This is a genomic window from Pseudoalteromonas sp. SG44-17 (assembly GCF_014164235.1).
Taxonomy (GTDB): domain Bacteria; phylum Pseudomonadota; class Gammaproteobacteria; order Enterobacterales; family Alteromonadaceae; genus Pseudoalteromonas; species Pseudoalteromonas rhizosphaerae.
This window is the reverse complement of record NZ_JACJEV010000003.1, coordinates 20,239-40,129: the sequence shown is the minus strand read 5'-3', so window position 1 is coordinate 40,129 and position 19,891 is coordinate 20,239. Positions and strand designations below refer to the sequence as shown.

19 protein-coding genes are annotated in these 19,891 nt (G+C 40.9%); 13 read left to right on the top strand and 6 right to left on the bottom strand.

Features of this window, described 5'->3' with window-relative positions; translation table 11 throughout:
• Nucleotides 1-138 precede the first annotated feature (138 nt).
• From H5182_RS03040 to H5182_RS03030, 3 genes are read right to left on the bottom strand one after another with little or no spacing between them, the layout of a single operon-like run.
• On the bottom strand, nt 139-765 hold the full coding sequence (locus H5182_RS03040; protein ID WP_182759494.1) for a hypothetical protein: 627 nt from the start codon (nt 763-765) through the stop codon (nt 139-141).
• A complete protein-coding gene (locus tag H5182_RS03035; RefSeq protein WP_145240886.1) occupies nt 752-1,303 on the bottom strand; it encodes an RNA polymerase sigma factor in 552 nt (183 codons plus the stop codon). Before H5182_RS03035 ends, H5182_RS03040 begins: the two co-directional genes overlap by 14 nt.
• Nucleotides 1,304-1,329: 26 nt before the next feature.
• Nucleotides 1,330-1,968, bottom strand: a complete 639-nt coding sequence (locus H5182_RS03030; RefSeq protein ID WP_182759493.1) for an energy transducer TonB — start codon at nt 1,966-1,968, stop codon at nt 1,330-1,332.
• Between the two features lie 152 nt (nt 1,969-2,120).
• On the opposite strand from H5182_RS03030, the gene H5182_RS03025 reads away from it, so the two are divergent.
• The 4 genes from H5182_RS03025 to H5182_RS03010 all read left to right on the top strand — a co-directional run bounded on the left by H5182_RS03025 (nt 2,121) and on the right by H5182_RS03010 (nt 4,262).
• The gene (locus H5182_RS03025; protein WP_182718023.1) at nt 2,121-2,627 is read left to right on the top strand and encodes a DUF3087 domain-containing protein; all 507 of its coding nucleotides are present in this window, start codon (nt 2,121-2,123) and stop codon (nt 2,625-2,627) included.
• A gap of 69 nt (nt 2,628-2,696) precedes the next feature.
• The gene (locus H5182_RS03020) at nt 2,697-3,215 is read left to right on the top strand and encodes a hypothetical protein (protein ID WP_182731174.1); all 519 of its coding nucleotides are present in this window, start codon (nt 2,697-2,699) and stop codon (nt 3,213-3,215) included.
• 306 nt (nt 3,216-3,521) lie between these two features.
• On the top strand, nt 3,522-3,737 hold the full coding sequence (locus tag H5182_RS03015; RefSeq protein WP_145240894.1) for a TIGR02450 family Trp-rich protein: 216 nt from the start codon (nt 3,522-3,524) through the stop codon (nt 3,735-3,737).
• Between the two features lie 72 nt (nt 3,738-3,809).
• The gene (locus tag H5182_RS03010; RefSeq protein WP_145240896.1) at nt 3,810-4,262 is read left to right on the top strand and encodes a low molecular weight protein-tyrosine-phosphatase; all 453 of its coding nucleotides are present in this window, start codon (nt 3,810-3,812) and stop codon (nt 4,260-4,262) included.
• 74 nt (nt 4,263-4,336) lie between these two features.
• Here the strand turns inward: H5182_RS03010 and H5182_RS03005 are convergent, their stop codons facing one another.
• Nucleotides 4,337-5,419, bottom strand: coding sequence for an energy transducer TonB (locus H5182_RS03005; RefSeq protein ID WP_182735248.1), 1,083 nt, complete (start codon nt 5,417-5,419; stop codon nt 4,337-4,339).
• Between the two features lie 255 nt (nt 5,420-5,674).
• Here H5182_RS03005 and ribA point away from each other — a divergent pair, with 255 nt between their 5' ends.
• From ribA to csrA, 5 genes are all read left to right on the top strand, one after another.
• On the top strand, nt 5,675-6,298 hold the full coding sequence (gene ribA / locus H5182_RS03000; RefSeq protein ID WP_145240900.1) for a GTP cyclohydrolase II: 624 nt from the start codon (nt 5,675-5,677) through the stop codon (nt 6,296-6,298).
• A gap of 78 nt (nt 6,299-6,376) precedes the next feature.
• A complete protein-coding gene (locus H5182_RS02995; RefSeq protein WP_182757979.1) occupies nt 6,377-7,165 on the top strand; it encodes a BPSS1780 family membrane protein in 789 nt (262 codons plus the stop codon).
• An 11-nt stretch (nt 7,166-7,176) separates the two neighbouring features.
• On the top strand, nt 7,177-7,629 hold the full coding sequence (locus H5182_RS02990) for a regulatory protein RecX (RefSeq protein WP_182718042.1): 453 nt from the start codon (nt 7,177-7,179) through the stop codon (nt 7,627-7,629).
• Between the two features lie 19 nt (nt 7,630-7,648).
• On the top strand, nt 7,649-10,249 hold the full coding sequence (gene alaS / locus H5182_RS02985; protein ID WP_145240904.1) for an alanine--tRNA ligase: 2,601 nt from the start codon (nt 7,649-7,651) through the stop codon (nt 10,247-10,249).
• 689 nt (nt 10,250-10,938) lie between these two features.
• A complete protein-coding gene (gene csrA, locus H5182_RS02980; RefSeq protein ID WP_004587515.1) occupies nt 10,939-11,130 on the top strand; it encodes a carbon storage regulator CsrA in 192 nt (63 codons plus the stop codon).
• A 26-nt stretch (nt 11,131-11,156) separates the two neighbouring features.
• Here the strand turns inward: csrA and H5182_RS02975 are convergent, their stop codons facing one another.
• Nucleotides 11,157-11,624, bottom strand: coding sequence for a YcxB family protein (locus H5182_RS02975; RefSeq protein WP_145240906.1), 468 nt, complete (start codon nt 11,622-11,624; stop codon nt 11,157-11,159).
• 127 nt (nt 11,625-11,751) lie between these two features.
• On the opposite strand from H5182_RS02975, the gene H5182_RS02970 reads away from it, so the two are divergent.
• Nucleotides 11,752-12,681 (top strand): hypothetical protein, encoded by a 930-nt coding sequence (locus H5182_RS02970; protein WP_182731177.1) that lies wholly within the window; start codon nt 11,752-11,754, stop codon nt 12,679-12,681.
• Here H5182_RS02970 and barA read toward each other — a convergent pair.
• Nucleotides 12,678-15,443 (bottom strand): two-component sensor histidine kinase BarA, encoded by a 2,766-nt coding sequence (gene barA / locus H5182_RS02965; RefSeq protein WP_182759492.1) that lies wholly within the window; start codon nt 15,441-15,443, stop codon nt 12,678-12,680. The two genes, H5182_RS02970 and barA, sit on opposite strands and share 4 nt — an antisense overlap.
• A gap of 98 nt (nt 15,444-15,541) precedes the next feature.
• On the opposite strand from barA, the gene rlmD reads away from it, so the two are divergent.
• The 3 genes from rlmD to mazG are packed head-to-tail and all read left to right on the top strand — an operon-like array spanning nt 15,542 to nt 19,853.
• The gene (rlmD, locus tag H5182_RS02960; RefSeq protein ID WP_182759491.1) at nt 15,542-16,867 is read left to right on the top strand and encodes a 23S rRNA (uracil(1939)-C(5))-methyltransferase RlmD; all 1,326 of its coding nucleotides are present in this window, start codon (nt 15,542-15,544) and stop codon (nt 16,865-16,867) included.
• 8 nt (nt 16,868-16,875) lie between these two features.
• The gene (relA, locus tag H5182_RS02955; RefSeq protein ID WP_145240914.1) at nt 16,876-19,032 is read left to right on the top strand and encodes a GTP diphosphokinase; all 2,157 of its coding nucleotides are present in this window, start codon (nt 16,876-16,878) and stop codon (nt 19,030-19,032) included.
• Between the two features lie 8 nt (nt 19,033-19,040).
• On the top strand, nt 19,041-19,853 hold the full coding sequence (gene mazG, locus H5182_RS02950; RefSeq protein WP_145240915.1) for a nucleoside triphosphate pyrophosphohydrolase: 813 nt from the start codon (nt 19,041-19,043) through the stop codon (nt 19,851-19,853).
• The last annotated feature ends 38 nt before the right edge of the window (nt 19,854-19,891 follow it).

Here is a 19,891-nt window from a genome sequence, read left to right as displayed (position 1 = left end):
TTTTATTCTTTGCTGTTCAACCCAGTATAAAAATAGAGTCAAATATCTTGCTACATAATTCTATTTAGCTGAGCATGTACCCTCAGTATTATAGTCATTAATACTGAGAACTTTTACAAAGTATTATGAAGCAAGTGATTATCCCCTACACACCTTTACCCCATCCCCTGCATGTTTGAGTGCGATAATCTGGCCTTGGCTGTTGTGGGCCATGGCGAGCATGTCGCCTTTCATTATATTGCTCTCTACGGCGTGTTTGGTTTTTAAGTTATTCAATAGTGAGTCTTTTATTTGAATGAGCACTTCGCTGTGGCAGCTGGCGATGTACCAGTCGTTGTCTACTTTAACTAATTGCCCGTATTCAATATAGCGCTGTTGGTGTAGGCGCAGGTCGGCGGCGAGTTTATCGTCGAGTTGTTGTTTTTGGCTGGTTACCTCACTTGAATAACTGCCCGCATTATCTACTTGGTGTACTTCTATAAAGTGGTAACTGCTTTGCTGTACGGCAAAGGTGTTGTTAAGTGTGTGTTGTTGTTCTGTGTTGTTATCTGTGGTGTTAAAAATGGTAAAGCCCAACACCACTAAAGCGCAGGCGAGGCCAGTCATTTGCAGGGGTAATAAAAATCGAGTCGGCTTTTTATTAGCTTTTTGATTCGGCATTTGCGTAAACAATGCCTGTTGTTCTGGCGTCAGTGTGTGGCGTTTTTTACGCTCACTAAAATGCTGGTTAAGTTGCTGCTCAAACTGTTCGTTATGCTTGTTCATGATGGGCTCCTAATAATGTTTTTAAGTTTTGTTTTGCATAACGTAGCCGCGTTTTTACGGTTTCATGATTGCTTTGGGTGATCTGTTGTATGTCTTCAAGCGAAAAGCCTTCTTGCTGTAAGCTGAGCGCTTCGCGTTGTACAAAGCTTAGTTGCATTAAAGCGTGGTTAAAGGCTTCGTAATCAAAGCTTTGCTGAGTATTAGGTGCTGCAATTGCAGTATCGTCTTCTAATTCTACAAAACGCTGTTGTTTGCGAAACTCATCGATTAACGCATTACGGGCAAGGCGGAACAACCAGGCTTTCGGGTTGTCTTGCGGTTGATAATAATGGCGTTTTTCCATCACTTTTAACCATGTTTGTTGGCTTATATCAAAGGCGAGTTGCTCATTACTTTGCGTGACTAAGTAATGATACAAATCGTTGCCAAACAAGGTAACGAGTTTAGTTAAGTGGCGATTGTCGCCACTTTTTGCGTAGTCAGCCAAGTAGTCGTTACTGGGCTGACTGATAAACCATGACTTTAAGCTTGTAAGCATAGGCAACCTTATCCGTTAATGAGCTTTTATTGCGTTTGGTCTAACTTAAAATCAAGTTGTACGCTTTGCCCCGTTTGCATTTGTGCTACGCCATCAATCACTTTTGGGCGGTATTTCCAGCGTTTTATTGCCCGTAGTGCTTCACGGTCGAAAATGCGTTTTGGTTCTGCGTCAGTAACTTGTGCATCTATTACTTCACCGGTTTGAGATACATTAAAGCTTAATTGTACCCAGCCTTCAATGCCTTCTCGTGCGGCAATGGGCGGGTATTTAGGATTTATACGTACTATGGGGGTCGCATCACCGGTTGGTCGCTGTAAGTTAGCTTTTATATCGCCACCTATTTTATCAATACTTATATCTGGCGTTATTGCGGTTGTTACTATATTAGTATCAGTACTTGGCGGTGTACGCGGCGGCACTTTAGGCGGCGTTTGCATTTTAGGTGGCGGCGGCAAGGTTTGCTTGTGCTGCACTTTAGAATCTTCTGGTGCTTGGAATATTTCTACAATGATGCTGTCATCAATAAAGCTTGGCGCGCGTTGCTCGCCACTAATTAAGTACTGCATAAATGCAAATGCCGCAAAGGTCATGGCTGCACCACCAACAATGGCCGTTGATGTTTTTAAAGCATGATTAGTGTGTGGTAAAGCTACTGTTTGCATAAGCAAATCCTCGATAAGTTAAGTGGTATTCATCACTAAAACGTGCGCTAGATTAAAAAGGGGTGAAATATTTTTAAAAAGTTTCGTGTTTGCTTATGGGCATTGGTTACAATGGCGGCTGTGAATTTTGGTTTTTATTTTATTAGGTAGTTATGCAACTTATTCAAATTGATAAAGCTCGTTATCGTAAGCATTTAAACCGCGTTATTATCGGCTGCGGCTTGGCGTTGGCTATTGGCAGTTTAGCAATCTCACAACTACTAATCGCGTTATTCCCTGATGAAAGTGGCAGTCATTTTCATTGGAATTTAATTGGTGTAGTTATTACTAGCCTAACAATTGGCTGGGCGCTGAATAAATACCGCACGCATGATTATATGACCGAAGTGGTGTATGTGTGGGATCTCAAACAAGCATTGAATAAAATCACCCGTAAAATGGCAAAATTAAAAGCGGCGGGGCGAGAGGGGAATCCTCAAGCATTGTTAGCAATTCATTATAGTTATGCGGGCTCGCGGTTATTATGGCAACTAGACGATAACACTATCACCATGGATGAATTAGCTATTAAGCAAGCTGAGCTTGATAATGTGGCGGCTAAGTTTAATGTGACGTTAAACGTTGATGATTATGATGATGTTATTTTAAAGCAATTTTAGTTGCTTTTTTGTTTCTAGAATGTGTAAAGTAGCATTCGCTTTATAATAAAAAACTTAAAAGGAACTTCAATGACATTAAACAAGCTTTGCCTAGGTGCTTTGCTAACGATTTGTACTTTTTCATCTAATGCAAACGATGTTAATTTTTCAATCGGTGGCGGCTACCCTTACTTTGTTATACCAGAGGTATCATTATCAGCAGCACAAGGTACACAGCGCTGGTATGCTAACTATAAAATAGGCTTAGATGATGGTTTTTCTGTCGGGTTTGAACATGCGCTAACGAGCGATAAAAAGCATGCTTTAGGCTTAGTTGTTGGCGCCATTGGTGCACAAGATGATGGTCGTGAGTGTCCGGATGCTGATGATAAAGACATTGGTGAGACATTTGGTAATATTTTTGGCTGTGCGCTATCAGGTATGTTTGATACAGAAACGACCAACGGTGTAGGCGTGAGTTATAGTTACCTTTTTAGTGGTTTAAATGAAGGCGGTTGGCGCGTTCGTTTTGAATTAGGCTACGGTGAAGGCAGCAACAGTAATGAAAAACGCGCTGATGGTGGCGTGAGTATTAGTTACGAATTTTAATAATTGCATTAGCTTATATAGGCTTTAGTGATAAATTAAAGCCTACCTCTACCTTGTAATACATAGTGAGTCATCTGATGTAACTGGTTATTTAATTCCTCTTACTAGCACCGCAAATTCCAACCCTACTTGGTAAATACTACCTGAAAATAGACAACCCACTTGATGGTCGAGCCAGACTTATACCTCTATGCAGCTGTGATTAGTTAGCTGTAAAATCACATTTCATTCAGTTAAATGTAAACGCAGTGGGTGGTGTTTACGTATCACGATGATCAATACGTAATGATGTTAGATAGGAATCATATGAATAAAATTAACCACAGAAAACTATTAAACAGTAAATGGACGGCAGTTTCCCCCGTCAATAAAGAAAAGCATTTTATGATTACGGAAATGGAGTTTGACGAAGAGGGCGTTGTTATCAGCTGTGTTATTGAAGCGGTGATGTCAAAGCGTTCGATGGAAATAAATTGGCATGATTTAAAAGATCAACAGCGCTGGTTACAAGGTTGGAAGTAACCTAGGTATGCAGGTTTTAATTTTATTGGTATCTTATGAATGCATGTTGATGCTAGTGGATGAAATTTAATCATGAAAAAAATACTGATCGTTTGTTTAGGTAATATTTGCCGCTCACCGACTGCGGAGGCGGTGTTAAAGGCTAAAGCATTACAACGTGGATCACAGTTTGAAATTGACTCAGCGGGTACCGCAGGCTACCACATTGGTAATCCTCCCGATAAACGCTCGCAAGCGGCGGCACTTAAACGTGGCTATAGCTTTGAGGGGATACGTTCACGACAAGTCAACGCTCATGACTTTGAGTACTTTGATTTGATCCTCGCTGCAGATAAAGCCAATTTAGCTGATCTAACTGCACTTTGTCCGGCGCATTTGCAGTATAAGCTGTCGTTATTTTTAGCTTATGGAACCTGTGTTGATGAGATCCCCGACCCTTATTATGGTGGCGAAAATGGTTTTGAACAGGTACTTGATTTAATCGAGGATGCCAGTGACAAAATACTCGATACCTTACAAAAATAGCCCAGTCATGCTGGGCTTAAAACGTGTTTATAAACAGTATTACAAACACTGATGTTATTAGTAATTACGTGTATTTACCTGCCAATTTTAAAGTCTAGCTGCACTTGAGCTTTTGCAACCACTGCTTTTCCATCTTCAAACTTAGGGGCATAACGCCACTTTTCCATTGCTTTAATGGCTTCTTGTTCAAATGCTTCACCACCTTCAGATTTAATGATGGTGATATTTTTTACAAAGCCAGCGGTGTTAACGTCAAATTCCATTTGCACTGAACCATCTTGCCTAAACCTTGCTTTACTATCTGGGTAGTTAGGTTCTTGACGATAGAGTGGGGTTTGTTGCTGGTTTTCTTGCCACGGCACCATTTTAGCTATAGCTAAACAATGTTTGGTCGCTTCGTCACTTTTACCTGTTTTTTCATAAAGGTGAACTAATTTAGAGTGAGCACTAAGCTCTGTTTCATGATCGAAGCTAAGCGCATTATCAAATACACTTACAACTCGATTTAAACGCTCAATCGCTTTAGAATATTGTCTTTTACCTTCTGCAAAAGCGGCAACTAAAAAGTCAGCTTTGATCCGCTCTACTGAGTTCTCAGGTAAGTTTTGGCTGTAAAACTCGTCTGCCTCAAGTAGGTAACGTTTGGCTTGGTTGTATTTCTTCCCTTGAAAGCCATACGCTAATCCTTGTGCAGCAGCCAGTTTCATATCTGCTACTAATTTTGGGACTTTTTGGACTGCAGCGATTTCAATAACTTGTTTGTATAGGGCGTCGGCTCTATTTACCGAATCAGTATTGGTTGCCATACCAAGCAATGCATCGATGAGTTCAATGCTACTTGCTGGATGATTAGCCGCTAAAATAGTGTAAGCCTGCTCAAACAAGGTAAAACGTTTTTGTTTGTTTTCTGCAGGGTATTGATGAAGCTCATTAGCATAGTTTATGGCTAAATTTGCAGTGTTATCTGATTTATCTCCATAGATTTGCTTACCTAGCAAATAGGCTTGTTCAGCTTTATCTTCTGCGCCTTTGCCTTGTTGCTGTGCATTAAGGTATTGCTGGTAAACTATTTTAAATTGACTATGTATAGATTCATCGGCGTGGCTATAACCAGAATAGGCGATGGTAAGACAAAGTAGTAGAGAGGAGGCTTTCATAATGTTCCTTATTATTATGTTTAATTAAATTATACCAAATAGGTACAACCATGTCATTGATTTAGAGTATCGGGTAAGAATTTTGTTTTTGGTGGGGTGGAATTGTCGATTTAGCGCAGGGCAATGCTTGAATTGCGAGTAACTGCCTCAATATAGTTATTACTCATTGCGGTGTTGTATTATTTTCAATGCAGTTTATTTTTGTGATATTATCACGTTTGCATTATCGCATTACTTTTTAATTTTGGATTTGTCGTGGCGCAAGTAAGAGCTAGAGTCCAGCTAAATGTTGGCAAAAACAGTGATATACCCGCAGAAATCGTGTCATTTAGCGATTTAAAAGATGGCCAAGAGCATGTTGCTTTGGTGTTTAATCGTGCTGATAGCGAGCAGTCTGTGCCGCTTATTCGTATGCATTCTGAATGTTTAACCGGTGATGTATTTCATTCATCACGGTGTGATTGTGGTGAACAACTCAACGAATGTATTGAAATGATGCATCAACAAGGTGGTATTTTACTTTATTTACGCCAAGAAGGGCGTGGTATTGGTTTATACAATAAAATTGACGCCTATGTATTGCAATCACAAGGTATGAATACCTATGAGGCAAATAATCATTTGGGCTTTGCTGATGACTTACGTGACTTTTCTGACGCGGTATTAATGCTAGAAGCGATGGGGTTGGCTCATGTAAAGCTGATGACCAATAATCCTAAAAAGCTTAATGCCTTGAAAGATGCAGGTATTGAAGTTGAATCAGTGGTTGGCACGCATGCACACATTAAAGCTGGTTTAGCGGGCAATAAAGCATACCTAGAGACGAAAATTAAGCATGGTGCGCATATGTTAGATATAAAGAAGATTAAAAAACCGTAATTTTAAGCTGTCGTCTATGTAATCCCATCCAACGCCGAGTTATACTCGGCGTGTTTTGTTGTTAATTTAAGAGCAAGTATGTCAATTGAATTACGAGTATTTAAGGCCGATGCAGGGCTGAAATGGTTTAAAGCAGGCTGGCTTATTTTTAAAGCTCAGCCTTTTACCTTTATTTTTATGCACTTATTTATAGGTATTATTGGTTTACTATCGCTATTTTTACCTTTCTTACAAATTATAGCAGCCATCGCCACGCCGTTTTTAACTGCGGGGTTTTATCAAGCGGTGATCACCAAACAGCAAGGCGGCAAAATTATGTTGGCCGATATCCTAAAACCGTTTACCGCCAAGGGTAATCGCATGGGGCTGCTACGTTTAGCGCTCTATCAAATGGCGGCCGGTGTATTGATGGCTTTGCTAGCTGGGGGTTTATTTTCCGAAGCGATTGCGATTATGAGTAATCCGAATGTCGATCCTAACATTGCCTTGCAGCAAGTAATTGATAGCATCTCGATGGCAAATGTTGCGCTGTTTTTAATTGCGTTATCGGTGTATTTAACGGCTTTTTCTTATGCGGTGCCGTTGGTTTATTTTAATCAACAAAAACGTATTTTTGAGGTGCTAAAAAGTTCATTTATGGTGTTTTACCACAACATGGCACCATTGAGTGTATATGGGGCAATTATTGCAGGCTTGATGATGCTTTCAATGTTTTTATCATTCTTGCCGCTGTTGGTTTTAATGCCAATTTGCTACATTAGCTTTTTTGTTTCTTATCAAGCTATTTTTATGCCGATCGTACCGCCTGCAGAGGCAGAGCCTGTTGCGCCGCAGCATAATGATCAAAGCGGTCGTTTTGACGCATAATGGCTGAAGAAATGGATGAAGCATTACAAAAAAAGTTAAAAAATTATGTACTTTGGTTACTCGGGCGCCAAGAATATTCGCGCCGAGAGTTAACCCAAAAATTACAGCAAAAAGAGGCGACGCCTGAATTTATCGAAGCTTTATTAGATTGGTGTGAAGAGCACAATTTTATAAATGAGCAGCGTTATGTTGAAGGTTTTGTACGTCGCCACATTGCTAAAAAACATGGCTTAAAACGTATTCAAAGCGAAGCCATGGGCAAAAGGATTGACCGAGCACTGTTAGAAAGTGTGATTGAATCATTCGAAATTGATTGGTTTGGGTTAGCGCAGGATGCGTATTTAAAGAAGTATTCAAATTCACAGGACGACTTCGATCACAAAGAAAAAGCTAAGCGCGTGCGCTACTTAATGTATCGAGGGTTCAGTTACGAACAAATAGATTTTGCAATGCAAGCACAGTAAAAATGGGTGAGACGTTCACATGCAGCACATGACTACCGCACAGATCAGGCAACAGTTTTTAGATTTTTTTGCCTCTAAACAACACCAAATTGTTCCATCAAGCTCGCTTATTCCGGGTAACGATGCGACGTTATTATTTAATAACGCCGGCATGGTGCAATTTAAAGATGTATTTTTAGGCGCCGAAAGCCGCCCTTATAACCGCGCAACTAGCTCACAACGTTGTGTGCGTGCCGGTGGTAAGCATAACGATTTAGAAAATGTAGGCTACACAGCACGCCACCATACATTTTTCGAAATGTTAGGTAACTTCAGCTTTGGTGATTACTTTAAGCAAGACGCGATTAAGTTTGCGTGGGAGTTTTTGACTGACGTTGTAAAACTGCCGAAAGAAAAACTGCTCGTTACTATCTACCATGATGATGAAGAAGCATTTGGTTATTGGGCTAACGAAATTGGTTTGCCTGAAGATCGCATTATTCGTATTGCTACTTCAGATAACTTCTGGTCAATGGGTGATACTGGCCCGTGTGGTCCATGTTCTGAAATTTTTTATGATCATGGCGAACAGATTTGGGGCGGACCTCCAGGCTCACCTGAAGAAGATGGCGACCGCTTTATTGAAATTTGGAATCTGGTATTTATGCAGTATAACCGTCAAAGTGACGGTACGATGGAGCCGCTTCCTAAGCAGTCTGTTGATACAGGTATGGGTCTTGAGCGCATTGCTGCAATTTTACAAGGCGTGCATTCAAACTACGAAATCGATTTATTCCAAGGCTTAATTAAAGCTGCTGCAGAAGTTACCAATGCACAAGATATGGATGATAAATCACTGCGCGTAGTGGCGGATCATATTCGTTCATGTGCGTTTTTAATTTCTGATGGGGTTATGCCATCAAACGAAGGCCGTGGTTATGTACTGCGTCGTATCATTCGTCGTGCAGTTCGCCATGGTAACAAGCTTGGCGCACAAGGTTCGTTCTTCTATAAGTTAGTTGCTGCGCTAATCGAACAAATGGGTCAAGCGTATCCAGAGCTTGCAAAACAGCAAGAAATCATCGAAAAAGTACTGCGCATTGAAGAAGAGCAGTTTGGCAAAACTCTTGAGCGTGGTTTAGCTATTTTAGAAGAAAGCCTGACTGATTTAACTGGCGATGTGATCCCAGGTGAATTGGTATTCAAATTATATGACACCTATGGTTTCCCTGCCGATTTAACCGCAGATGTAGCGCGTGAGCGCTTTATGACGATTGATGAGCAAGGCTTCCAAGAGTGCATGGCTGTACAGCGTAAAACTGCACAACAAGCTGGTAAATTTGGTGCTGACTATAACCAGCAATTAAAGTCTGACAAACACACTGACTTTAAAGGCTATGACGCAACGCACTATAGTGGCACTGTGATTGAAATGTTCGCGCAAGGTGAAGCTGTATCAGTACTTGAAGATGGCCAACAAGGCATTGTGGTACTAGATCGCACACCATTTTACGCTGAATCTGGTGGCCAAGTTGGCGACACCGGCACATTAACGGTAGCTGGCGGTGAGTTTACAGTAACTAATACTACTAAACTTGGTAATGCATTCGCGCATCACGGAACAGTGATGGGCCGTATTGGTGTGAATGATAAAGTTGACGCTAACATTGATGATAAGCGCCGTGATCGTGTTAAAAAGAATCATACAGCGACGCATATTTTACACGAAGCACTACGTCAGTTATTGGGCGATCATGTGTCGCAAAAAGGTTCACTCGTAGACCCTGAACGTTTACGTTTTGACTTCTCGCATTTTGAAGCAGTCACGAAAGCTGAACTACGTGAAATTGAGCGAGTTGTGAATGACGAGATCCGTCGTAACTTTGCGCTAAATACTGAGCTGATGGCAATCGATGCCGCCAAAGAAAAAGGCGCAATGGCGTTATTTGGTGAGAAGTACGATGATGAAGTTCGCGTAGTGACTATTGGTGATTACTCTATAGAACTGTGTGGCGGTACTCACGTAAATCGTGCTGGTGATATCGGTTTATTCAAAATAGTTTCTGAGAGCGGTATTGCTGCCGGTGTGCGTCGTATTGAAGCGGTAACGGGTGCTGATGCAATTGCTTATGTAAGTGAGCAAGAGCAACACCTAAACGACGTAGCGGCTCTTGTTAAAGGCGACAGCGCATCAGTACTTGAAAAAGTAACAGCCTTGCTTGAAAAGTCAAAAGGGCTTGAAAAACAAATAGCACAGCTAAGCGACAAGCTAGCCAGTGCTGCGGGTGCATCATTAATTGATTCAATTGTTGAAATTAACGGTGTTAAATTACTTGTGGCAAACGTTGAAGGCACTGAATCAAAAGCCTTACGCGGCATGGTTGATGACCTTAAAAACAAGATTGGCTCAGGTGTTATTGCACTTGGTGTTGCTGATGGCGACAAAGTAAGCTTAATTGCTGGTGTGACTAAAGACTTAACTGGCAAAGTGAAAGCCGGTGAGCTGGTAAATCACATGGCATCACAAGTTGGTGGTAAAGGCGGCGGTCGTCCTGATATGGCGCAAGCTGGTGGCTCTGAGCCGCAAAACTTAACTGCAGCACTTGATAGCGTAACCGCTTGGTTAACTGAGCGTACTTAATAGCTCAGTACGTAAAGTTGATTTAACACTTTAGGAGGCTCAATTGAGTCTCCTAAAGTGTTTATTCTAAATCTGCTTTAACAACTAAGTCACGTCCTAAATTTATGGCTAAAACGGCATACCCTACTAAATACACACTACCGCATTTTTTATTGCCACTGGATTTACCTTAATTACGAAAAAACTCTGAACCATCTCCATAAATTCTTTACAGCGATGATAAAACTAATTTTTATTGAAACTTTTTCTCGATAACTGCATCCAAATAGTTAAGATTAATCATAACTTTGAAAAAATAGGCTATGCTTATATCGACTACCGTTATAGTGCACAGAAAAGATTTTAGTAACTACTTGAAGTATTAGATGACAGCCACCATTATATTAACAGTAAAGAGATTTCTGTTGGTTGCTCAGTTGCTAAAGTCGCCATTGAGGCAGTGAGTATGAAATCATATCCTAGTGTAGTAAGTTTGTTTTTATACATTAACGTAAACACGTATCAAGATCTGATATTAAAATATTAGTTTGAATAGATGAAACATACTTAGAATTGGCAATAGGCGCATTATAAAGAGTTTTTTTAACAGAAAATGAATCGATTTAGAGTTTTTACTTACTATTAAGGCTTATTTTCTTTAATATACAGACGCGGAATCTTTTAATTTATTGGAATACGGGAGCAAGAGAATGCTAATACTAACTCGTCGAGTAGGTGAAACCCTAATGATTGGTGACGAAGTAACTGTCACTGTACTAGGTGTTAAAGGAAATCAAGTACGTATTGGTGTTAATGCACCTAAAGACGTTTCGGTACACCGTGAAGAAATTTACATGCGTATTCAAGCTGAAAAGTCTAACCCGAATCCGGGCAATGCTTAATCAATTTAATTGATATGAAAGAGCCACTATTTAGTGGCTCTTTTTTTTATGTATTCAATAATCTCATCACTCAGTACGCTGTTTGAAACGTACTGCATGCCGCGACGACTTTTTAAAATAATACCGCGAACAGTAAAAATTACTTCATCGATATCTTGCCATGCTAGCTGATAGCTTTTATGTGGGTTTTCGCTTTTAAAACCGCTTTCATCAATAGTTAACGTTGCCTCAGAGCCTGATGCTCGACTAAGCATTTGCCGCGTTACCCACCAAGGCCTGCGATAATAAAAAGCAACACATTCAAGTACTGCGGCCATGATCAAGAAATTTCCTAAATAGTGTTTTTCTAACCAATAAATAGCTGTAAGTCCTAAACTAACCAATAAGACTAAAAAAACATATTTCGGCTTTGCTTGTGCGCTGTAAGGCAGAGACTCATCAAAACATTCGTAAAAGTAGGGTTTATCTAATGTATAAGTGGTACTAAATGACATGATTTACAAATTCAGAATTACTGTGCGGTTATTTTAGCAAGCTTAGTCGAAAAAAGCCGTTCTTTTAAATGTTCATTTGTTTGTTACTATGAGAGCTTAAGATCTATTTGCGTGACAGGGGATGGTGATGTTTAGTTTAATTGGTTTGACTTGGGCGCTGTCCAGTAATGCGTTTTTGGTGATGGGGGATATGCCATATACTCCAATTGATGAAATGAATTTAGCGCCAACAGGGGCTTTGGGTAAAAAAATAAAAACGACTGAGCATGCTTTTTTGATCCATGTTGGCGATATGAAATCAGGTTCTGAGCCTTGTAAAAATGAGTTGCTTGAGAAGAATAAACAGTTACTTACTTCTTTAACTACGCAGCCATTTATTTACACCCCCGGTGACAATGAATGGGCTGATTGCGACCGAAAAAATCTAATTCCTCGTTATGATGAATTAGAGCGCCTGGTATATTTAAAAACCTTGATGTTTGATGATAAATATCTTGAAAAAGCCAATACCTTAGTTGATTTTCAGCAACAGCCTAGCATGCACGAAAATGCGCGTTGGCGCCTTGCTGATGTAGAGTTTATCACGCTGCATATTGCAGGCACCCACAATGGCCGTCGAGAGGTGTTAAAAAGTGATAAACAACTTGCTTATCAACAAGCTGACACAAGAGACGCCAACAACCTTAATTGGTTAGCGCAAGCAAATCCAACAGCCAAAGGTTATGTGATTGCTTTTCAGGCAGATATTTACACCCATCAAACAGTACAACCGGCATGCAGTAAAACTCAGCCAGAACAGTGTGATGGTTTTAAAGTGTATCGCGATGCTTTGGCGGAATTTGCAAACACAGTAAAAAAGCCGGTATTAGTGATCCACGGTGATACAGGCCCTTATTGTCAGCAACCATTATCCGAAAATTTAACGCGGCTCAATGTACCCGGTGATTTTATGTTTAGTGACATTGCCAAAGTGAGTTTGGTGCAACAAGATACAGATGTAACTTGGCAGATCAACAGTTTAAAAAGTGGTAAACCACTCAAGCGGATCTGCCGTTAATTTTCGGCTAAGCCGGCATCTGTCATCAAGTTTTCAAGTTCGTCTTGCAGCTCAAAAAGCTCTGGCTCAATATAACTTAAATCACAATCGCCTTTTAACGCGGTTTCCAGTGCTTCAGCAAGTGTTTTTAGCTTGGGTACGCCAGTGTAGCAGCAAGCACCGTGAAATTTATGAATAATACTTAGCACATGTTCGCAATCTTGGCAGGCGGTCGCTTCTTCAAGTAATCGCAGAGTTTCTGGCACACTGAGTAACAACATATTAAGCATTTCAAGCGCCAGTTCGTTTTTACCGCCGGCACGTTGCAGTGCTAATGGCCAATCTAGTGATGAGCTAACAAAAGGAGGCTCACTAGCAATCAGGTCATTACGGCTTTTGTCACGTCGCAGCGGTGATTGCGGGCTATGATCACTAATAATCTGTTTCAACATATCTTCATCAATAGGTTTAGTTAAATAGCCTTTAAAACCATCGGTAATAAGTTGCTCTTTTTCGCCCGCTAAGGCATGCGCTGTGACAGCAATAATAGGAGTATCTTCGTTTAAGGATGATTCTAGGATCAGTTTACAGGCGGTAATACCGTCCATAATTGGCATTTGAATATCCATAAAAATAATGTCGTATTTATGGCTTTTGCTCAAACTATAGGCTTGTGAGCCATTATGAGCGGTATCAATAGTTTCAATTTGCTCTTCTAGTAAAGTACAAATTAACTTTAAATTGGCATCATTATCATCAACGACTAATACTTTTAGTGGTAATAATTTCTCGTCATTTTCTTCAATATTATGCACGGGATGATCGAGTCGATAAGGTGCTGCAAGCACTTCACAGAGCTTGCGATGGTTGAGCGGTTTACTTAAACACGCATCTGCACCACAGCCAATATAAGCTTCGCGCATATTGTGCGATACCGAATTAAGCATTAAATACAGATAGTCAGTCGATTCACGGACTGCTTTGATATAGCTTTTTAAGCGTTGCATTTCGTCAACTGCGGCAACATGGCCGATAATACAAATATCGTAATTAAACTCTTTATTTAACTCTTGTAAAAAAGTTTCTTGATCAAAGCACGCTGTGACCTTTGTTTGCCACTCGGTGAGTAAAGAGAGCACTGCATGATGGGTATGTTCATGGGGTTCTAGGTATAAAATACGTTTATTTGCGAGAGATTTACTTGGCAAGTCGCTGTTATAAATATGGCTTGGTAGTCTAAATACGCCATTAAAAGTAAAGCAGGTACCATTACCCGGCGCTGAGTTTAAAGTAATACGACCACCCATGGTTTCAACTATGTGCTTGGTAATAATTAAGCCAAGGCCTGTGCCACCAAATTTACGGGTAATGCTTGAATCAGCTTGGCCAAAAGGAGTGAACAAAGCATCTTGTTTATCCATTGGAATGCCAACGCCAGTATCGGTTACTGACACTAACACTGAGGTACGTTCTTCATCAAGTAAACGATGGCCAACATCAATTTTAATTGAGCCTTTTTCAGTAAACTTAATTGCATTACTAATCAAGTTTATCAGGACTTGCTTAAACCTGGTTGGATCACCTGTTATGTTGTCAGGCACTAGTGAGTTGATATAAATCGATAGCTCTAATTGTTTTTCATGCGCACTGGGGGCCAGTAGCGTAAGTACTTCGTTTATTGTGTCACGTAGTTGAAATTGAATGGACTCAAGTTCCATGGCGCCGGCTTCAAGCTTCGAAAAATCTAAAATATCGCTGATGATAGTCATTAAACTATTGGCTGAGAGTTCGATGGTATCGAGGTAATCTTTTTGATGTTTATTAAGCGGTGTTTTATGTAATTGACGAGTAAAGCCAATTACACCATTGAGTGGTGTGCGCAGTTCGTGACTCATTTTCGCTAAAAAGTCCGATTTTACCCGGTTGGCGTCTTGGGCATCGGTTTTAGCAATACTGAGCTGAATATTCTGTGTTTCGTATAATTCTAACGACTCGCGCAAGTCACTGGTCGCCTGATCAATGTGCTTTTGCATTTCATCTTTTTGCATCACCATAGTATCAGAAATGGTGTTTAGCCCTTGGCGTAATAATTCAAACTCGCCCATCATCGGAGCGGTTAGGCCGGTTTCTCTTTTCCCTTCGATTAATTTGTCAGTAGCCAGTACTAACTTATTTAATGGGGTCATAAACATATGGCTAAGCCTGATGGCTAAAATAGCCGCCAACACTAAGGCTAAAATAATTACAATACCGCTGACTAATAATGCCTGTTGCTGACCAATAATCGCTTGGTCTTTGTTGAGCTGAATAACCACAGTGCCAAGGGATGTTTGAAACGTTGCATTATTCCACTGTGCGTCTGGCGTTGAGTGGTTGATGATCGGCGTAAAAAATGTAATTAGGTGGTCGCTGGGCACTACTTTGGTGTTTTTTCCTGCTTGCAAGTACTCACTGTGCAGTAGATCATCAAAGTCACGGTGATAGTTACTGGTTAATACCAGTTCATTATGCTCGTCAAAAATGGCGATGGTTTTAATTGCTGGTGAGTGTTTATTATGCGCATGGCTGATCAAACGGTTTAGTAGCTGTTTATTTTTTGCTAATAATGGCTGCTCAATGGCAATCGACAGGGGCTCTGAGATAGTCGCACCTTGCTGATATAAAATTTCATCAAGCTCAATGTAACGATTTATTGTAAAATAGCCGCCAAGTAGTAATCCGATAATCACTGTGGGAATAAGTGTTAGCGTTAAAACTGAGTCGCGCAAACCAAGTTTAGTCATAAGTGAACGTTGTTATCATTATTAGTTAGTTAAAGAGTATATACTTATAAGCTAGTAATCAATCACCCTCGTAGAATCAATATTTAAGGTGTTGCCCGATGGCGCAGTTTTTCCAAGCAAAAAAGAAAACCCTTTCTGGGCAGTCGTTAACTTTAGCCATTTCAGGAATGGATCATCAAGGTCGGGGGATTGCCAAGCATAATAATAAAGTGTGCTTTGTTAGCGGTGCACTGACAGGTGAAACGGTTAAGGCCAAACTAACCGAAGATAAAGCTCGTTATAGCGCGGCTAAAACGATAAAAGTTGAGCAGGCCAGTGAAGCACGGGTTAAACCGTTTTGCGAATATTATCAACAATGTGGTGGTTGCCAATTACAGCATTTGCGACTTGATCAACAATTAGTTGAAAAGCAAGTGGCGGTGAGCCAGCTGTTTTCAAAGTTTGCCAAGCTTGATGCAATGAACTGGCAAGCCCCGTTATTGAGCGAGCCGACGCACTACCGTCGCAGTGCGCGGTTAGCGGTGATGTTTGATAAAACCGCAAAAAAAATGCGGGTTGGTTATCGCGCGCAAGGTTCTAAACAAATTGTCAGTGTGCAGCAGTGTGCAGTACTGAGTGACGATTTTGCCGCAATTTTTACTGTTTTTGATCAGTTATTAAACCAATATGGCGAACTTCGCAGTGTTAGCCATATACAATTATGCCAAGCAGATGAGCAAAATTTTGTGGTGATCCGCCACACTAAAAGCATCAGTGATAAGCTAAAAGCAACTATTGAGCAGCAGGGGCTTGATCATCAGTGGCAAATAATATGGCAAGGAGATACTCAGCAAATTAACCATAGCCATTTACCTATGCCGTTTTATAGCTTACCTGAACTTGGACTAAAATTTACGTTTGGGCTGGAAAACTTTATTCAAGTCAATGCGCAGGTAAATCAAGCTATGCTTTCTCAAGCGGTTGACTGGCTGAATTTAAAAGGGGACGAACAGGTACTAGACCTATTTTGTGGGATTGGTAACTTCGCTTTAGCGCTGGCAAATAACGCAAAAAGCGTAATTGGTGTTGAAGGAGTGGCTTCTGCGGTTGCAATGGCGGCGCAAAATGCGCAAACTAACCATATAGCCAATGCTCATTTTCATTGTTTTGATTTAACACAAACAATGCAGCAAGCTCCGTGGTTTAGTAAAGAGTTAAATGTATTAGTACTGGACCCTTCACGTACCGGTGCCTTAGCTATTTTAGAGCAACTGCCTCTGAAGCAATTTAAAACGATTTTATATGTATCTTGCGACCCTGTGACTTTAGCCCGTGACAGCGCAATTATTACGCAAGCTGCATTTTCACTTGAAAAAATAGGGCTAATGAATATGTTTCCACACACGGGGCATATCGAAACGATGGCGTTATTTCAACGGAGGTAGAGCGCATTATGGTAGCTACTCGGCAATCACACCAACACGACAAACCGGGTGATTTTAGCACACGACTTGGTTTACTTAACTTAACGCAAGAAAAGCGCGAACTATTAAGTAAAGCGAATACCCTTTGCGCTGAACTGCATAATCATCAGCAACAAAATATTGCCATGGAAATGGTCGAAATTTTGGTGGAAATGAATCTCGATGCAGACACCCTCGCTACCGCATATATTACGCCGAGTTTTTTGGCTAATCTAATCGACATCGATACAGTAAGCGATGTGATGGGGAGCCATGTGGCAACTCTGCTAACGGGTGTTGCACAAATGGCTACTATTAGCACTTTGGCTCATCAAGGTACTGGCACCGTTCAAGTTGATAATATACGCCGTATGTTATTGGCGATGGTTGAAGATGTGCGCGCTGTGGTTATTAAACTTGCTGAGCAGGTATGTCATTTACGAGAGGTTAAAAACGCCAACGAAGAAGAGCGGGTGATTGCTGCAAAAGAAACCGCTGATATCTTTGCGCCACTTGCTAACCGGTTAGGTATTGGGCAATTAAAGTGGGAGCTGGAAGATCTATCGTTTCGCTATTTGCACCCTGATGTGTATAAAAATATTGCCAAGCAATTGGATGATAAGCGCCTAGGTCGCGAAGCTTATATGGTAGACATGGTTGAGCAAGTTAAAACTAAACTGGCTCAAGCAGGTATTAAAGGCGAGGTATATGGTCGGCCAAAACATATCTACAGTATTTACAAAAAAATGGCGCAAAAGAATTACGAGTTTGACCAGTTATTTGATATTCGCGCCATGCGTATTGTGGTGGATGAATTGCAAGATTGTTACGGTGCGCTGGGGATCGTACACACCAATTGGCGCCATTTAAATAAAGAATTTGATGATTATATTGCCACCCCTAAACAAAATGGTTATCAATCTATTCATACCGTAGTATTTGGCCCAGAAGGCAAAACGGTTGAAATTCAAATTCGTACCCACGCGATGCACCAAGATGCTGAGCTCGGAGTCGCTGCGCACTGGATGTATAAAGAAGGGGCGTTACCTGGGCGTGGTTCTGGGTATGAGCAAAAAATTAGCTGGTTGCGTAAATTATTGCAATGGCAAGAAGAAGTGGTTGATGGCAGCGATTTAGCCGAAGAGCTAAAAAATCAAGTGGTCGAAGATCGGGTGTATATTTTCACCCCTCGTGGCGATATTTTTGATTTACCGCTGGGCGCAACACCACTGGATTTTGCTTATTATATTCACTCAAATGTCGGTCATCGTTGTATTGGTGCAAAAGTATTTGGCAAAATTGTGCCTTTTACCCATCAATTACACACTGGCGATCAGGTTGAAATTTTAACCCAAAAACAACCTAATCCTAGCCGCGATTGGTTAAATCCATCACTGGGATATATTAAATCATCCCGCGCGAGAGCGAAAATACACCACTGGTTTAAACAACTCGATCGCGATAAAAATCTCAGTGCTGGTAAAGAAATTCTAGATAACGAATTGCAAAAGCTCGATTTGACCTACAAAAACTTAGAGCCGGCTATTACTCGCTATAACTTTAAAGAGTTAGATGACTTAATGGTTGCGATTGGCGCCGGCGATGTGCGTTTAAATCAGTTGCTGAATTTTATCACGGATCGCTCTGATGACGAGCCCGTCATCCGCTTTAAGAACCCGACTAAAATCAGCGGTGATAAAAATGGTATCGTGGTTGATGGGGTTGGTAGTTTAATGAGCCATGTGGCTAAATGTTGCCGCCCAGTTCCTGGTGAGTCAATAATCGGTTATATCACACAAGGGCGTGGCATAGGTGTGCATAGGACTGATTGTGATTCTTTTAATAATCTAAGAACACAACATCCTGAGCGTGTTATTGCGGTTAGTTGGTCAGACGAAATTAACGGCTCTTATGCTCTGTGTATTAAAATTGAAGCAAGTGACAGAGCTGGGCTTATACGTGATATTAGTTCGGTACTGGCCAATGAAAAAGTTAATGTGCTGAATATGAATATGGAAACCGTAGACGACCGCCAATTAGCGTTGTTTACCATGCAAGTGGAAGTACATGATTTATCAAGTACCAATCGATTACTATCAAAATTAGATCAAATCGAAGGCGTGCATGAAGCAAAACGTAGTCATTAGGAATGTAAATGAACCAGACAACTAATACCTCGACGAATACCTTAACTGAGTTATTAGCCATTATGGCTAAATTACGTGATCCAGCAACAGGCTGCCCGTGGGATTTAAAGCAAGACTTTACATCCATCGTACCGCATACCTTAGAAGAAGCATACGAGGTAGCCGATTGCATTGAAAAAGGTGATTTCGGTGAGCTTAAAAATGAACTGGGTGATTTACTCTTTCAAGTGATTTTTTATGCGCAATTGGCACAAGAGCAAGGGTTATTTGATTTTAATGATGTAATGGCTGGGCTAAATAATAAGTTAGTGCGTCGCCATCCACATGTATTTGCCGATCAGCAAGGGCTGACTGAACAACAACTCAGTGAGCAGTGGCAAACTATAAAAGCACAGGAGCGGGCAGCAAAAGCTGAACCGCAGAGCAACACATTATGGCAAGATATACCTGCAAATCTGCCTAGTTTGAGTAAAGCCAAAAAAATTCAGCAGCGGGTTGCAGGATTAGGCTTTGATTGGCCTAGTTATCATGGTGCATTAGATAAAGTGGCTGAAGAAGTTGATGAAGTAAAAGAAGCGTTAGCCGTTGATCCATTTTCAGCACACAGCGCAGAAGAAATCGGCGATTTATTGTTTGCTACAGTTAATGTAGCACGGCATATTAAACGTGACCCAGAGCAATTATTACGTAGCGCCAACGATAAGTTTTCAGCGCGATTTGAAAAAGTACAAGCCTATTTATGTGAGCGTGGGCAATCGCTTGATACAGCAACCCTTGCTGAAATGGATGCCGCATGGGATGCGATAAAAAAGCAGCAGTAAATAATGCGAAACGCTGAGTGCGTTTTTTGTGCAGAGAA

Bases quoted from the DNA above. Each gene is read 5' to 3' on its own strand.
- H5182_RS03035 (WP_145240886.1), bottom strand. From the start codon at position 1,303: ATGCTTACAAGCTTAAAGTCATGGTTTATCAGTCAGCCCAGTAACGAC.
- alaS (WP_145240904.1), top strand. From the start codon at position 7,649: ATGCAGCACATGACTACCGCACAGATCAGGCAACAGTTTTTAGATTTT.
- H5182_RS03010 (WP_145240896.1), top strand. From the start codon at position 3,810: ATGAAAAAAATACTGATCGTTTGTTTAGGTAATATTTGCCGCTCACCG.
- rlmD (WP_182759491.1), top strand. From the start codon at position 15,542: ATGGCGCAGTTTTTCCAAGCAAAAAAGAAAACCCTTTCTGGGCAGTCG.
- H5182_RS02990 (WP_182718042.1), top strand. From the start codon at position 7,177: ATGGATGAAGCATTACAAAAAAAGTTAAAAAATTATGTACTTTGGTTA.
- H5182_RS03030 (WP_182759493.1), bottom strand. From the start codon at position 1,968: ATGCAAACAGTAGCTTTACCACACACTAATCATGCTTTAAAAACATCA.
- H5182_RS03040 (WP_182759494.1), bottom strand. From the start codon at position 765: ATGAACAAGCATAACGAACAGTTTGAGCAGCAACTTAACCAGCATTTT.
- H5182_RS02995 (WP_182757979.1), top strand. From the start codon at position 6,377: ATGTCAATTGAATTACGAGTATTTAAGGCCGATGCAGGGCTGAAATGG.
- H5182_RS03025 (WP_182718023.1), top strand. From the start codon at position 2,121: ATGCAACTTATTCAAATTGATAAAGCTCGTTATCGTAAGCATTTAAAC.
- H5182_RS02970 (WP_182731177.1), top strand. From the start codon at position 11,752: ATGTTTAGTTTAATTGGTTTGACTTGGGCGCTGTCCAGTAATGCGTTT.
- H5182_RS03015 (WP_145240894.1), top strand. From the start codon at position 3,522: ATGAATAAAATTAACCACAGAAAACTATTAAACAGTAAATGGACGGCA.
- csrA (WP_004587515.1), top strand. From the start codon at position 10,939: ATGCTAATACTAACTCGTCGAGTAGGTGAAACCCTAATGATTGGTGAC.
- barA (WP_182759492.1), bottom strand. From the start codon at position 15,443: ATGACTAAACTTGGTTTGCGCGACTCAGTTTTAACGCTAACACTTATT.
- H5182_RS02975 (WP_145240906.1), bottom strand. From the start codon at position 11,624: ATGTCATTTAGTACCACTTATACATTAGATAAACCCTACTTTTACGAA.
- H5182_RS03020 (WP_182731174.1), top strand. From the start codon at position 2,697: ATGACATTAAACAAGCTTTGCCTAGGTGCTTTGCTAACGATTTGTACT.
- H5182_RS03005 (WP_182735248.1), bottom strand. From the start codon at position 5,419: ATGAAAGCCTCCTCTCTACTACTTTGTCTTACCATCGCCTATTCTGGT.
- mazG (WP_145240915.1), top strand. From the start codon at position 19,041: ATGAACCAGACAACTAATACCTCGACGAATACCTTAACTGAGTTATTA.
- relA (WP_145240914.1), top strand. From the start codon at position 16,876: ATGGTAGCTACTCGGCAATCACACCAACACGACAAACCGGGTGATTTT.